This window comes from Ensifer adhaerens, from assembly GCF_001270265.1.
Classification (GTDB): Bacteria; Pseudomonadota; Alphaproteobacteria; order Rhizobiales; family Rhizobiaceae; genus Ensifer; species Ensifer adhaerens_B.
On sequence record NZ_LGAP01000027.1, the window covers coordinates 66,105 to 81,239 of the forward strand.

Sequence of the window (15,135 nt, forward strand, 5' to 3'; positions counted from 1 at the left end):
ATGCGACTGGCGTCCTGCTAGCCTCCGGCGTTAGGAAAGCCACCACCGCGCGATGCAATGGAAGGAATCAAGATCGCCGAGCGTTGACACGTCGGCAGGGCGATTGACGTTGTCCTTCATGGCCCACACATAGTTGGCAAAAGCCGGATTGATGAGGCCACCTTCATCGTGGATGATCTGTTGCATTTCTTTGTACATTCCGGCGCGAGCGCCCTCATCGACCGTTTTCCGTGCAGTTACAACAAGCTCGTTGAACCGTTGATTGTTAAAATGCGTCTCATTCCAAGGAGCGGTCGGGAGAAATGCCTCGCTGAAGCGAGCGTCCGCGGTGAGCGCCTGGTGCCAGTAGGCGGCACAAAACGGCCTTTTCATCCAGATGCGTTCAAAATAGCCGTCATCAGGCTCCCGGCTCACATTGAGATTGATTCCCGCGGCCTTTGCCGACGCCGCGTAGAGCTGGCCAGCCGCCGTGGCGCCCGGGAAGCCGATTTCAGCGACGTTCAGAGGGATGTCAATCGAATCAAGACCCGCCTTCTTCAGGTAGTGCCGAGCCTTGTCGGGATCATATTCTCTTTGCGGTATGTCGGAACTGCTGAACTTGACGTTCTTGAAGATTGGATGATCATTGCCCACCGTGCCATGTCCGAGCAGGACTTTGTCCACCAGTTCCTGTCGGTTGATCGCGTATTTCAGTGCGAGGCGGACATTGTTGTCGTTAAAGGGTGCCACGTCAGTGAGCATGGGCAAGCCGTAGTAGAGACCACTGGGAATGTCATCGACCTTGATTCCCCGTACGCGCTTGAGCAAGTCAACGGTTTTCAGATCGACCGAGTTCACTAGGTCGACCCTACCAGAGCGCAAAGCGTTCATTCTCGCTGCGGGGTCGGCGATTATGACGACCTCTGCCGAATCCACAAACCCGTAGTTGTCGAGGTCCCAGTAATTCGAGTTTCGCTTGAAGTGCATGTGCTGCCCCGGCTCGAATTTTTCAAGCATATACGGGCCGGTGCCATCTTTGGTCGTCCTATCGATCTCGCCGTCCTTTGCGGGGAGAACCACCAGAACATCCGTCCTGAGAAGACTTGGAAACTCGACATTGGGGCTGTTGAGCGTGATGACAACGCGGTTTTGTCCGTCGGCGGCGATCTTTGTAATAGGCTCCAACAATACCTTCGCCGGCGAAGCCGTTTTTTCGCCTCTGTGGAGGTTGAGTGAAGCGATGACATCGTCTGCGGTAACCGTTTTGCCACTATGGAACGTCGCTCCCTTGCGGATATTGATCACCCATTGGGTAAAGTCGCTTGAGGGCTCCCAACTCTCCGCGAGGTTCGGAGTAACTGTCCCTTTGGCGTCCATTCCGACAAGCGTGCTTCGGGCTGTCGCCATCGTAAGGAATCCGGAGTCGACGGCTGTGACTGTGGGGTCAAGGCTGTCGCCGGACGTTCCTCCCGCCAGGCCAATTCTCAAATGGCCACCTCGTTTCGGAGCGGCAGTGGCTTTGCCGGAAAGAGCGGCTGCGACAACGGCTGCTCCCGTGCCCATCATCAGCGTTCTACGTGTAATTTCCAACATGTCTTGATCCCCTTGCTCACGTTATATTCCAAGCGGTTCTTTTTTATACGAAGGAGTATATATCGACTGGGACAAACGTCAAGGACGCTTGTCCCAGTTCTGTGAGAACGTTCGAGCATCAGTCTTGGTGAGTTTTCAGCGGGATTTAAGGAGGATCGTGCGTCTAGGCTTCAACGATCAACAATTCACAAGCGATACAGATCACATTGCCTCCCCGTAGGATCTCGCCCTCGAAGATTTCGGCATCTATGCCCACCACCCCGATATCAATGGTTGCCTCTCCGCTATCGATCCGTCCTTCGCGGATAAACAGCTCGGAAGCGTAGGACACCATTTGACGACCGTCGACGAAATCGCAGCCAACAAGGCTGCCGATGCCATGGATGCTGGCGTTCCTTATGCCATGTCGGCTTGCCACTTCCTCAAGCGCGGCGTGAATATCAGTGTTTGGTTTCGCGCGAACGAGTACGGCGCGATGTCCCCCTTCCCTCGCCACACCATTGGGAACGGGGGTTAAAAGCGGAAAGTTGGTCTCCGGGTCAGGCTGCTGATCTAAGATTGCACCGGAAAGCGCATAAACCGTCGCCTCCACCTCCTCCGCAAAAACTGTCTCGTGAGGGATTAGATGCCCCGCGCCGCGAAAACCGTCGGCATGGCGCCAGATTCCGTGACAATGGATGAAGGGCGCTTCTCCGCGACGGCCATAGGACATCACTACGCGCTCAAACCGGGCGGTCCCATCCGGTCGCCGGATATCACTGTACCAAGCCGCGAATGCCTCATCGGCGCTCGGGGCAGGAATGACATAGACCAGGGGACGTAGTTTGCCCGCGTCGAACTCGATTACGGCACTATCCACCCCCGCGGCACCAAGCGCTTCGGCAACCGCCTCCAACACAGACTTCCCTGGCTGGAAACGGATTGACAGGCGACGCGCGGAACATGGTTGAGATATCACACGCGGCTGGCTTTGCGGGCCCGGATGGCTAATGTGGCGCTGTATCATTGGCGGTTCACCAACCCAGCAGAAACAAACCCCCCGTCTACCGCCAAAATCTGCCCATTTATGTAGCTTGCTTCATCCGAAACGAGGAAAGCCACGGTGTGGGCGACTTCGCGCACCGTGCCATACCGCTCGAGCGGGATACGCTCATGCCATTGGCGACGAACGTCGTCGGTGTGCACGGCTCGGGACAACGGCGTATCGATGGCTCCCGGCGCGACCGCATTGACACGTATCCCATTGTGCCCCAACTCACTCGCCAACGTTTTGGTCAGTTGGTTTACCGCCCCCTTCGAGGCCCCATACGCGCTGCGTCCCTTGCTCCCGACAATGCCAGAAACCGAGGATATATTGACGATTACCCCGGGAGTTCCAACCTTCAGCCAGAGACGCGCGGCCGCTCGTGAACCGATGAAGGTACCTGTAAGATTTACATCGACAATACGGCGGAAGTCCTCGAGGCTGGTGTCGACCGCCGGCTTATCGATGGCAATGCCGGCCGAGTTGACGATCGCCCCTAGCGGTGCCCGCTCGTTTACCTCCGACAGCAACGATTCAATCGCCATCTCGTCCGTAACGCTTAAGGCGTGACCACGGTCCCGTGGGACGCTGATCTTGTCGCAGGCCTTTGCGAGCGCCTCGGCGTTTAGGTCGACCAAATGGACTTCCCAGTCGCGGGCGTTGAGTACATCGGCGATCTCCAAACCGATGCCTGAACCACCGCCGGTCACAACAACGCTTTTTATTGCTTCGGGCATGGATCTATCTCACGAGGTCAGTTGCTCGGACAGTTCGGGGAGCTCGCCGCGCCTTTTGAGCTCCTCGCGTACGAGCTTCTTTGCGATCTTGCCGTAAGCGGACTTGGGCATCTCATCCCAAAACACGTAACGCTTGGGCAGCTTGTAGCGAGCGACCTTTCCGTCGAGGAAAGCGTTGAGTTCATCGGCCGCGACGCCCTCGCCGGGCCGTGTCACGCAAACCGCGATACCGACCTCACCCCATACGGGATCGGGGACCCCGAGGATTGCGACCTCATTAACAGCAGGGTGCTGAAGCAGCTTTTCCTCGATCTCGCGTGGATAGACGTTCGATCCGCCGGAGATGTACATGTCCGAGGCGCGTCCCGTTATATAGAGGTAGCCCTGATCGTCCTTGTGACCAAGATCGCCCGTACGGAACCAGCCGTTCCGGAAACTCTTAGCGTTCGCTTCGGGATTCTGATAATAGCCCGCGAAGACGGCTGGTCCGATCGCGCATATCTCTCCCGTCTCACCCGCAGCAACTTCATTCCCCTGCTCATCTTGGATTTGAACTTGCATTCCGGTGCGTTCGAAACCACACGTTCCGACGCGCGCGTGCGGTCCGTCCTCAATGCTGTGCATAATCGGCGGCAGCACAGTTATCGCCCCCGTTACCTCAGCCAGTCCGAAGTACTGCACGAGCACCTTCCCGAGCTTGCCAAGCGCTCGCTTTTGATCCTCGCGGTACATTGGTGCTCCGGCATAAATGACGTAGCGCAGGGAGGAGTGATCGTAACGGTCAACCGCCGGGTCTTCGACAAGCATCTTGACGATCGTCGGCACCGTGAAGAGGTTGGTCACCTTCCATTCCTCGATCAGCCGCCAAAGCCCGTCTATGTCGAACTTCTCGGTGGGCAGAAGAATGGTCGTCGCACCATGCGCGACCTGGCAAAGCTGGTGAACGCCGGCACCATGGGACAACGGGGCAACGACGATCGACCGGTCGGCCTGGGTGGTACCGGGAAACAGGTCACAATGGTGATTGGTGATTACGAAAGCCATCTGGCCGTGGGTCAGCACGGCTGCCTTGGGTCGACCCGTCGTACCCGAGGTGTAGAAATACCAGCACGGGTCATCACGATCGACGGCCACGGCGTCCAGTTTCTGGCCGAGGTTGCGTTCGACGACTGAGTCATAGTCCTCGCCGTAGGCAGCCTCACCAATCGCGAGGATGCGTTTCAGCGACTGGCTTGCCGCTCGGGCAGCTTCCGCGTGACCCGGGAAGGCCGCCTGGCAGATCATGAGCGTCGCGCCGCTTGATTGGGCCAGATATGCCACCTCGTCCGGTGTCTGCCGAAAATTTGTCGGCACCCAAATTGCCCCGACACGGAAGGTCGCGAGCATCGCTTCGAACATCTGGTTGCAGTTGGCCGATTGCACAAGAATACGGTCGCCTTTTGCTACACCGAACTCATGCACCAGCGCGTGCGCCATGGCGTCGACACGTGCTTCGATCTCCTCCCAGCTCCACACGCGCTCACGCCACACGAGGCCCGGTTGGTCGGGGTGGCGTCTAGCGGCCTGACTAAGGAAAGTTGAAAGGTTCATTACCCGCGTCGAGAATGGCGCGACGCCCCCTCTTGGATCAAGCCTGCTCATTTCACGCGCTCCAGGATCGAGACGTAGTTGGCAACCGCGGCACCACCCATGTTGAAAACGCCAGCGAGTTTGGCGTCCGGGACCTGAATGCCTCCGGCTTCGCCCATCAATTGCATTGCCGCCGTAACGTGCATCGAAACGCCGGTCGCGCCGATCGGATGGCCCTTGGCTTTCAACCCGCCGGACGGGTTAACCGGCAGCTTGCCACCCCTGGCGACGGTGCCGTCACGTACGACCCTGTAGCCCTCGCCCTGCTTGGCCAGGCCCATCGCTTCGTATTCGATCAGTTCCGCGATGGTGAAGCAGTCGTGTGTTTCCACGAAGGATAGATCATCGAGCGACACTCCACCTTGCTCGAAGGCCGCAGCCCAAGCCTTGCGCGGCCCTTCGAATGCAAGCACGTCGCGACGACGTGACAAAGCGAAGAAGTCGTTGACGTGGGTACGGGCACGGAAGCCGATGGCGCGCTGCAGCGTTGCAGCTGTCTGCTCATCCGCCAACACGAGTGCTGCCGCACCGTCCGAAACGAGAGAGCAATCGGTGCGGCGGAGCGGACCGGCAACGCGTGGGTTCTTTTCTGAGATTTCGTTGCAGAACTCGAACCCGAAATCTTTGCGCATATGGGCCAACGGATTTTCGACCGCATTGGCGTGGTTCTTGGCGGCAATCATTGCGAGCTCCTCGGAGCGGTCGCCATAGCGCTGGAAATAATTCTCGGCGATACGGCCAAAGACGCCGGCAAAGCCGCCCTCAATGTTCGCCTCCTTCTTCCGATAGCACCCCCCAAGCAGAATGTTGGTGACACGCTCCGTCGGCAAACCGGTCATCTTCTCCGCGCCGACAACAAGTGCGACGCGACCACGTCCCGACTCGATAAAGTCCATGGCCGTGAAGAGCGCGGCCGAACCCGTCGAACATGCGTTCTCCAATCGCACAGACGGCACCGCCGACAGATCTCCATCCACCATGCCAACCAGGGCCCCCTGGAACTCTTGATTGGAGAAGCCACCGTTGAAGACGCCGACGAAAATGCCCTCGACCTGTTCTGCTGCGACGCCGGCGTGCTTGAGGGCTGACGGGACGACGGACGCCATCAGTGCTTCGGTGTCTGGAAATTCGGTTTTGCCGAATTGTGAATGGGCCCAGCCCACGATTTGCGCCTTGCTCATAGCGGTAACCTTCTTGTTTGCGTGAATCTCGTGTTTTCGCGACGCGTCCGCGAACGCGATGCTTTCCGTTCGGGTTCGATCATGTGGGCGAGCTTCGCCTCGATGTAGGCGGCTTCATCGCGCAGGATGGTGACAAGCTCCTGCTGGCGCGGCTCCTGCATCCGGCTGTCGATAGCGGTAACACTGATCGCACCGGCAAGACGGCCGTCGGGATAGCGAAGCGCAATGCCGATGGCCCAAGAATTCGGATAGATCATGCCAGGATTGACGGCGTAACCGCGGATACGGGCTGCTGCTATGCCATCGGGGATGTACGAAGGCGGGACGGTTGGAAAGTCCCGCGCGATCTCTGCGGCGTTGTAAGCCATGATCGCTTCGATCTCCTCATCGTCCAGTGTAGCCAACATCGCGAGCGAAGCGGCACCAATGCCCAGTGGATGCTCGAAGCCCTTCTGCAGGACGTGCGAGCGGATGGGGAAAGTTCCTTCTTCGCGATGGAGGCAGATCGAATGGGTGTGCCGACGGATTGAGAGGAAACTCGTATCTCCGGTTTGCCGTGAAATACGGATAAGGCTTTCCATTGACATCTCGAGCAGTCCGAAGCGATTGGCGGCGAACGTCCCGAGTACGTAGGCCTCCTGCCCAAGATAGTAGCGACGCCCGCCTTCGTCTTGCTCAATAAGCCGGGCCCGCATGAGCGCCAGCAACAGGCGCCGCGTGGTCGCCTTATTGAATCCGCCCGCTTCGACGATCTCGTTGAGCGACATGCCGTTCTCGGTACTGCGCCCCACCAGAGACAGAAGCTTCAAGGCTCGGTCGACACTTTGCGAGCCGGTGGTGTCCTGCATGCTCGTCATAGCGGCACCGACATCGTAGCGCTCTGCCCACCATCCACAGGAAGGCAGACACCGTTGATAAACTTCGCTTCATCGGAAGCGAGGAATAGTGAAGCCTGCGCGATATCCCAGGCATCACCCATCTTGCCACCTGGCAGCGCGCGGTTGCGCGCGGCAACCATCTCTTCAGCAGAGGCGTATTGCGACGATATCTGATTGTAGATCATCGGTGTGTCGACCATGCCTGGCATGATGCAGTTGGCGCGGATACCCTTCGCGGCATATTGGATAGCAATCGCAACCGTCGCCTGATTGACGGCCGCTTTAGTCGCGTAATAGGAAAAATAGGCATAGCCGGCCCAACGGATGGCCGCGAGCGACGAAATGTTGATGATCGCACCGCCGCCCGCCTCCAGCATCTGCGGTATCACTGCCTTCGCCGTGCGATAGACAGAACCGAGATTGACATCGACCGCCTGCGCAAAGCGAGCCTCTTCCAGCTCCACTGGCCCACCCATATGGGTTACGCCGACATTGTTGTGCAGCACCGAAATTGGACCAAACACTTCCTGCGTTTGCTTTACCGCCGCCTCAATGGAAGCGAGCTTGGTCACGTCAGCCGCGACGGCGATCGCCTTTCCACCCTCGCCAGCAATAATGTCAGCGGTCTCCCGGGCCGCTTCCTCGCTAAGATCGATGCAAGCCACGCAAGCCCCTTCTCGAGCGTAAAGGACGGCGGCGGCTTTGCCATTGCCCCAACCCGGCCCGGAGGAGCCCGCTCCGAAAACGATAGCGATTTTTCCCTTAAGTCGATCAACCATGAGAACCTCAAGCGCGCGTAAAATCCGCGCAGCACGATGCCGCGCGGAGGTGTCGCAAAGCGATTAGCCAAGATCGCCGACGGCTCGCTCCAAGATGTCCCAGGCGCCGTCTCCGAACTTTTGCTTCCACTCGCCGTAAAAACCTGCGCTCGCCAACGTCGCTCGGAACGCTGACTTGTCCGGATCTGCGAAAGCCATTCCGAGCTTGATCAAGTCCTCTCGAACGGTATCGTTCAGCTTCTTGGTATCGGCGCGCTGCGCGTCGGCCTTGCCGTTCAGATTCTCGGAGACAATCTCGCGGATATCCTCAGGTAGTGTTTCCCACGCACGTTTATTGGCCAAGAACCAGAAGCCATCCCACATGTGGTTGGTCATCGCGCAGTACTTCTGCACTTCGTAAAGCTTGAACAATGATATGATGGCCACCGGATTTTCTTGACCGTCAACCGTCCCGGTGGACAGTGCCGTATACATCTCCGCGGCGTTGATCGTAGCGGGCGCGGCGCCCAGAGCCGAAAACATGGATTGCCAGAGCGGGCTCGGTGGAACGCGGATCTTGAAACCCTTTAGGTCTTCCGGCGACGTGATCGGCTTGCTGGAGCTGGTAATCTGCCGGAAGCCGTTGTCCCAGATCTTCTCCATGGGCACGAGACCCTTCTTCTCGATCTCAGAACGTGCGAACGCACCAAGCTCTCCGTCCATCGCCTTCCAGACCGCGTCATAGTCCGGAAAAGCGAAACCGATCCCGGAGATGGCGGCATTGGGAACTAACGTTGAGAGGATCAGGGGCGACAGCGAAAAGAATTCGGTGGCGCCACTGCGTAGCTGTGAGAGCGTTTCAGTGTCGTTTCCGAGTTGCCCTGAAGGAAAGATGTTGATCGCCAGGCGGCCGCCCGTCTCCTCGAGAATTTTGTCGGTCGCCTCCTTGAGCCTTATGTTGAGCGGGTGGGTCGTCGGCAAGTTATTTGCGAATTTGTACGTATACTCGGCGGCACGTGCGCGAGTGTGGAACGCCGCGCCGAGTGCAAGCGCACCCGACCCAGCCAGCATTGTACGGCGGGTTATCATCATGACCAATCTCCTCCCTGGTCGATTACGGTATGCCGATTACGAGGCCTTCAAATGAACGCGAGCGAGAACCATGGCACGAAGGCGATGGCGAGCAGGCCGACAAGGAGTGCCCCGATGTATGGCCAGATCGCGCCCATAGCTTCATCCGGCGAAACATTTCCCACCTTGCAGGCGATGTAGAAGCCGACTCCTATCGGGGGCGCCATTAAACCGACATTCATCGCAGTGACGATGACCATCGAGTAATGGACGTCGTGGATGCCGAGTGCACGGGCGACCGGGAACATGATCGGCGCAAGCAGCACGATCGCCGGCAGGCCCTCTAGTACGCAGCCGAGAAGCAGAAACAGCGCAATCGAAATTAACATGAACGAGACCCAACCGCCGGGCAGCGTGGCCAACGCGTCACGTAGGTGAAATGCGAATCCGGTCTGGGTCAGCGCCCAGGCCATCGCCGCCGCGGTACCCAGGATCAGCAAAATGGCACCGCTCATGGCTGCCGTCTCGACGAGCATACGGTAGAGCTTGCGCGGTGCGATTCCACCGTAGAGGACCATGCCGACGATGAGAGCGTACAACACCGCGATCGTCGAGACCTCGGTTGCGGTCGCCGCACCGCCAGCTACAGCGCTGCGGATGAGGAAGGGCAGAACCAGCGCCGGAAGCGCAATCAAAGATGCCTTGAGGATGAACTTGCCGGGCGCTCGATGAATGCCTTCCATGCTTTCATGCCGTGCCTTGAAGCGTGCGAAGGCAGCGAGTGCCACGAGCAGCACCATTGCAATCGCAAAGCCGCTGGTGAACAAAGCCGCGATGGAGACGCCTGCCACCGACCCAAGAACAATCAAGACGATCGAAGGCGGCACCGTGTCGGCCATTGCCGCACCCGTCGCGAGCAACGCGATCATTTCGCTCGGCTTGTGGCCGCGGCGCTTCATCTCGGGAAACAATGCGGGTGCAACCGTAGCCATATCGGAAACCTTGGAGCCCGAAATGCCGGATACAAGAAACAGCGAGCCCAACAGCACGTAGGACATTCCCGCTTTAACGTGACCGAGTAGCGACGCGAGAAAGTCGACAATCGCTTTGCCCATTCCAGTCGCGTCCAGAATGCAGCCCAGCAGCACGAAGACCGGCACCGAAAGCAGGATGATGCTCGACATGCCTTCATCCATACGGCTCACCATCACTACGAGAGGCATGGTCGTCGTGAAGGACAGAAACATGAGGGTGGCGATGCCGAAACAGAAGGCAATTGGCACGCCAAGCGCAAGACACAATGCAGTGCCTCCCGCCAGGAATATAACGATGTTGAGGTCACCCAGCGATCGAAGCGAGGGCGACAGGTACCAAAGCGCCGCCGCCACTCCGAGAACGACCGCGACCGAGACGAGGACGTCGATCAGGTGGGACGATTTGAACAGCCGCGCCAACACCAGCACGAGCATCAGCGCGAGACCAATTGCAAGGGCCGCAACTCGGTAGCCCACGGGAATGTTCAGCGCGGAGGACGTTATCTCCATTTCGCCGATCGCATACTCGTAGGCGAACGGCAGCAGCACCACCAGAAACGTACCGGTTAACACGAGGCCGAAGGTTTCGGCCATTCCCTGTCGCCGCTCGTTCAGGCGCGAGAGCAACACTGTCAGGCGTAGGTGTTCGTTACGGTCAACAGCAATCGCTGTTCCGAGCATCGCCAGCCACAAGAAAGCGATGGACGCGGCTTCGTCGATCCAAACGATCGGTTGGTTGAAAAAGTATCGTGATACGACACCGGCGATCAGCATTCCGACGATCGCTGCGAGCAACACGACTGCCAGGGCCTCAACTGGCCTCATGAGAAGCGAGCCACGATGAGTCTGCAATACCTCGGCGGAACCCGATAGATCACTCCCAGCTGCATTTGTCACAGCGTTCATGACACCTCCCTTTGTCTTGTTAAAGCGGCCAAGGCTTGTATGTTGCCACTCCGTTTCGCTCCTCCCAGGGCGTCACGGTCGGGAAATGCGATCCTTCCCTTAGGTTCAAAATACAGAACTCATTGCCATATGCACGCAAGGGAAAACGTCTTCATATTGATATCATAGAATAAATTGGCAGAGGTCTCGGTTCATATTATGATCCATGCCGCCTCGCGATCGGTGGGCAAACGACTCGTACGTTGAAGGCGAAGGGTGGCGAGCACCGGGGAGCTGCACATGTTGCCCGGAGTCGACTGCAAACCGGAATAACGTTCAATCAACAGAGCGTTGGAGAAGCCGCCAGCGCGATGTCCAACCTGTTTGACGCTCCCCAAGAAAAGCGCTTCGGAGACACTTCCACTTCGAGTCCGAACAGCTGCCCGGCTTGGCGGTCAGCGCCTGGAAGGACGGTGGGCGATGCCGAGTCTGGCCCATCTCACTGTCGCGCATGCGTGATATTTTGGGGGGTCGGCCGATGTCATCTCCGAGACAGACTACGCTGCGCCTCAGCTCTTGCCGTGCTTCAGCGCCGCATGATAGGCGCGCTCGGCCCAAGCCTGCAGCTTGTCATCGTCTTCGATCACGTCGGCGGGAACTTCCCAGTAAGACTTAAGAGCGTGATCTTCCCCCTCGCTCACGTAACCCAACGCTTGGGAGCCCGCCGCCTCATACTCGCTTCGCGAGTTGTCATCTACCTTGAAATAGAGCGCTCCATGCCAGACCATGGCGAAAACATGGTCGGTGCGATATAGCGCAATGGCGCCGAACAGGGGCCGCGTGGTGAGTTTCGCCCAGTCTGAAAGCTGATCCACATAGTGGTCAGCGAGCTTTTTCGTCTGTTCGGATTGTTTCGACATTTGGTATCCTTTTCAGATCAACTATTCTGCGGGCCGCGTTCAGTCGAGGACGACAACATGCTTGCCTGGAGTGGTTCCCGCTTCGAGATCGGCCTGCGCGTCGCGAACCTGCTCGAGGCCGCGATAGACCTTCGCTACGGAGACTTTCAACCGTCCGTCCGCAATAGCCCGAAGCTGTTGGTTGAAGACGCTAGATGGCAGGTCAGCGGCCCCACCGCCATAGGCGGTCATCCTCACCCCGAATGGGATGTAGCCGAGCGGACTGAATTCCTGAATCACCCACTCGTCGGACAGAGCGCCTGTGAAGCAGACGGTGCCGTGGACCCGGGTCGCCTGAAGCGTGTCCCGTAGCGTGGGTCCACCTACCAGTTCCAGCCCCGCATCGACGCCGTTTGGAAAAAGGGCTCGCACGGCGTCTGCAATCGTTCCGTCGTCCACCAGCGGGTGGTCGACGCCGAGTGCACGCAGCTTTTCTATACGATCTGGGCGGCGAGTAGTGGAGATCACGACCGCGCCCATCTCTTTGGCGATAGTTGCCGCCGAGAGGCCGACAGTCGAGGTGCCGCCTCGGATCAGCAGCGTCTGACGGCGGCGCAGGTCGAGCCCCTTGGTCAACGACCCGTAGGCTGTCTGAAACATCTCGGGCAGCGCGCCGAGGACATCCCACGGCAGGCTCGTCTCAAACGGGATAACCTGCGCTGCGGGAACGACCGTGTAGTCGGCATATGAGCCGTCGAATGAGCGCCACATGCCCCCCATCATGGCGGCCACCCTTTGCCCAGGCTTCAAACCGCCACCTTCCGGCGCTTCATCCACGATGCCGACGCATTCAATGCCGAGCACGCGCGGCATCGTGAAATCGGCATCGGACAGGCCTTTCCGGCTAGTAACTTCGGACTCGTTGACCCCAAACGCCTTCACGCGGATGCGAACCTAGCCGGAGGGGCGCCGCGGTACGGGCACGTTTTCAAGGACGAGTTTGTCGACCCCGCCAGGTTCAGAGAGCACGACTGCTCGCATGGTTTTAGTCATGGCTCACTCCACTCTCGATGAAAGGCTGATCGGCTCATTTCCGCTGAAGAATCATGGACATCAGCCAGTTGTGCTCCGCGGGCCGGCCGAACATGCCGACCGCAACATCGGAACCATCGATTTTCGACTCGCCTAGAAGCTCTCTAACCCCATGAACGGCATCGGGAACCTAGCCGTTCGCTGAACCCGACTTAGAATGCTTTAGGCTGTGAATTATCCGACATTGCTTACGGCCACTAAAGGCAGAAAGCAGACATTTACTGATACTTTTCAGCTATTCGGATTTGAGCGTGGAAGCGCCTCTCAGTGAAACACGCCCACGTTGAGCAAAACTCCGAACTGCTTCGTCCGACTTCACAGTTGCCACCCGGAACACCAATCCAAGCCGGTGACCTCTGCCAAGGCCGCGGGACCTCGTCTAAAATCGACCAAAAGGGGGCTACTTCCTTCTCCTGCAGAGGAGGCTGCTTCCTGTTGCTCGACATCAGTATCTCCGAGGAAACACACATCGCGCGCGCCTCCGGACGGGCGCAGGCCGCGTTCAGAACATTCCAAACTCTCCAGCGCGCCCAACAGAGCTGAATTCCAAGTCGCTAATGCATCCAGCCGCTCACCCAGCCGAACCCTGTATACCGCCCGCCGGTCGAACTTTATCAGCGGAGCGGCTCCAGGGGACCCTTGCCACGTCGAGCAAGAGCCCCCTTGAACCGATATTTGCTAGCTGCCGGACCGAGCCGCGGAACATTCGGTCAGCATGAAATGTTGCGCTCAGCAGGTTGCTGGACCGCTCGCTCGGCGGCGCCGGCGCCCTGTCTTGCCCACCACTCCCGCCCCGGAACCGACGCAAGCAGTTCCCGCGTATACGGATGCTTTGGCCGATCAAACAGCTCCTGGGCGTCGCCGAACTCCACGATTTCGCCGGCCTTCATAACCACTATCTTGTCAGCGATCTTTCGTGCAACGCGCAGATCGTGCGTGATGAAAATGATGGCGATTTTGAATTTGGATCGAAGATCTTGGAGAAGCTTGATGATCTGAGCCTGTGTGGAAACATCCAAGGCTGACACGGCTTCGTCCGCAATCAAGATGTCTGGCTGCAGTGACAAGGCACGCGCAATGCCAATTCTTTGGCGTTGGCCGCCTGAGAATTCGTGCGGGAGCCGGTTGGCCGCGCCGCTGTCGAGGCCGACGGTTTTAAGGAGCCGGCGCGCGTTTTCCGAAGCTTCGACCCTCGGTACGCCATGAGCCACCGCGGGCTCCGAAATGATCGCACCTACCGAGGTGCGGGGATTGAGTGAGGCATAGGGATCCTGGAAGATCATTTGGACACGTGAGCGGAAGCGTCGCAGCGACTTTCCGGACAACTCAAGAAAATTCTCGTTCGCGATCGTCACGTTGCCATCGTTGGGTTCGATCAACCGGCAGAGGCATCGTGCTGCGGTCGATTTTCCCGATCCTGATTCACCTACTACGGCGATAGTCTCGCCTGGGCGTATCTCCAAATTGAAGTCGGCGAGTGCTACGCGTTGCTGCGGGCGGAGTGAAAAGCCTTTGCGGACGGGATAGGATTTACACAGACCGGTAGCCGTCAGGACCGGTTTGCCCATTCCACTGAACGGCTGGCTTTTCTCCTGATCCTTAAGGTCTCGAAGCAGCGAACGGGTGTATTCATGGCGTGGCGCGGCTAGCACGGCCGCAGTCGACCCATGCTCTACGACCCGCCCGTGCCGCATCACGATCACGGTATCCGCGATTTCGGCCACAACCCCGAAATCGTGGGTCACGAACAGCATGCTCATGTTTTTCTGCTGTTGTTGCTGCTTAAGCAGCCGCAGGATTTTCATCTGCGTGGTAACGTCAAGCGCGGTTGTCGGCTCGTCTGCTATCAATAGCTTCGGGCCGAGCAAGAGCGCCATCGCGATCATGACGCGTTGTCTTTGTCCACCGGATAGTTGATGCGGATACTTTTGATAAGTTTCTTCGGGATGAGGCAAATTGACGTCCGCGAAAGCGGCCAGTACGCGGGACCGTCGCTCCGTCTTCGATTTCACACCATGATAACGCAGGACCTCGTCTGTCTGAACCCCGACTCGCATGACAGGGTTCATCGCCGACATTGGTTCTTGGAAAATCATCGACATGGCGTTGCCACGGAGCTCCCGCATCCTTCGGGTGGAGGCGTGGGTGATGTCTTCGCCATCCAATACGATGCTGCCCTCACTGACGCCCAGCCTCTGCAGAGGGAGAAGTCCCATAACCGCTCTGGCCAGGGTACTCTTCCCCGAGCCGGATTCGCCGACAATACAAGTCAGCTGTCCATGGGGCAGCGAGAGCGACACATTTTCGAGAGCGTACTTGCGATCGCTACCAAGAGGCAGGGGAACGAAAAGTCCTTGTACTTCAAGCATGTTCTG

General features: G+C 58.4%; 12 protein-coding genes. All 12 read right to left on the reverse strand.

The window, feature by feature from the left end:
- Positions 1-30: 30 nt before the first annotated feature.
- Positions 31-1,572, reverse strand: coding sequence for an ABC transporter substrate-binding protein (locus tag AC244_RS27320; RefSeq protein ID WP_063934158.1), 1,542 nt, complete (start codon positions 1,570-1,572; stop codon positions 31-33).
- A 163-nt stretch (positions 1,573-1,735) separates the two neighbouring features.
- Complete coding sequence (locus tag AC244_RS27325; protein ID WP_414735954.1) at positions 1,736-2,575, reverse strand: PCC domain-containing protein; 840 nt, start codon at positions 2,573-2,575, stop codon at positions 1,736-1,738.
- Positions 2,575-3,333, reverse strand: coding sequence for an SDR family NAD(P)-dependent oxidoreductase (locus AC244_RS27330; protein WP_053251972.1), 759 nt, complete (start codon positions 3,331-3,333; stop codon positions 2,575-2,577). Before AC244_RS27330 ends, AC244_RS27325 begins: the two co-directional genes overlap by 1 nt.
- Positions 3,334-3,342: 9 nt before the next feature.
- Positions 3,343-4,974 carry an acyl-CoA synthetase gene (locus tag AC244_RS27335; protein ID WP_053251973.1) on the reverse strand — a complete coding sequence of 544 codons (1,632 nt, stop codon included), beginning with the start codon at positions 4,972-4,974 and terminating at the stop codon, positions 3,343-3,345.
- Positions 4,971-6,143 carry an acetyl-CoA acetyltransferase gene (locus AC244_RS27340; RefSeq protein ID WP_053251974.1) on the reverse strand — a complete coding sequence of 391 codons (1,173 nt, stop codon included), beginning with the start codon at positions 6,141-6,143 and terminating at the stop codon, positions 4,971-4,973. Before AC244_RS27340 ends, AC244_RS27335 begins: the two co-directional genes overlap by 4 nt.
- The gene (locus AC244_RS27345; RefSeq protein ID WP_053251975.1) at positions 6,140-7,000 is read right to left on the reverse strand and encodes an IclR family transcriptional regulator; all 861 of its coding nucleotides are present in this window, start codon (positions 6,998-7,000) and stop codon (positions 6,140-6,142) included. Before AC244_RS27345 ends, AC244_RS27340 begins: the two co-directional genes overlap by 4 nt.
- Positions 6,997-7,800 carry an SDR family NAD(P)-dependent oxidoreductase gene (locus tag AC244_RS27350; protein WP_053251976.1) on the reverse strand — a complete coding sequence of 268 codons (804 nt, stop codon included), beginning with the start codon at positions 7,798-7,800 and terminating at the stop codon, positions 6,997-6,999. Before AC244_RS27350 ends, AC244_RS27345 begins: the two co-directional genes overlap by 4 nt.
- A 63-nt stretch (positions 7,801-7,863) precedes the next feature.
- Positions 7,864-8,871 (reverse strand): TRAP transporter substrate-binding protein, encoded by a 1,008-nt coding sequence (locus AC244_RS27355; RefSeq protein ID WP_053251977.1) that lies wholly within the window; start codon positions 8,869-8,871, stop codon positions 7,864-7,866.
- Between the two features lie 47 nt (positions 8,872-8,918).
- A complete protein-coding gene (locus AC244_RS27360; protein ID WP_053251978.1) occupies positions 8,919-10,790 on the reverse strand; it encodes a TRAP transporter large permease subunit in 1,872 nt (623 codons plus the stop codon).
- A 548-nt stretch (positions 10,791-11,338) separates the two neighbouring features.
- A complete protein-coding gene (locus tag AC244_RS27365) occupies positions 11,339-11,689 on the reverse strand; it encodes a TfoX/Sxy family protein (protein ID WP_053251979.1) in 351 nt (116 codons plus the stop codon).
- Positions 11,690-11,728: 39 nt separating this feature from the next.
- The gene (locus AC244_RS27370; RefSeq protein ID WP_202596126.1) at positions 11,729-12,610 is read right to left on the reverse strand and encodes a zinc-binding dehydrogenase; all 882 of its coding nucleotides are present in this window, start codon (positions 12,608-12,610) and stop codon (positions 11,729-11,731) included.
- An 860-nt stretch (positions 12,611-13,470) separates the two neighbouring features.
- Positions 13,471-15,129 carry an ABC transporter ATP-binding protein gene (locus tag AC244_RS27375; protein WP_321166234.1) on the reverse strand — a complete coding sequence of 553 codons (1,659 nt, stop codon included), beginning with the start codon at positions 15,127-15,129 and terminating at the stop codon, positions 13,471-13,473.
- Between the last annotated feature and the right edge of the window lie 6 nt (positions 15,130-15,135).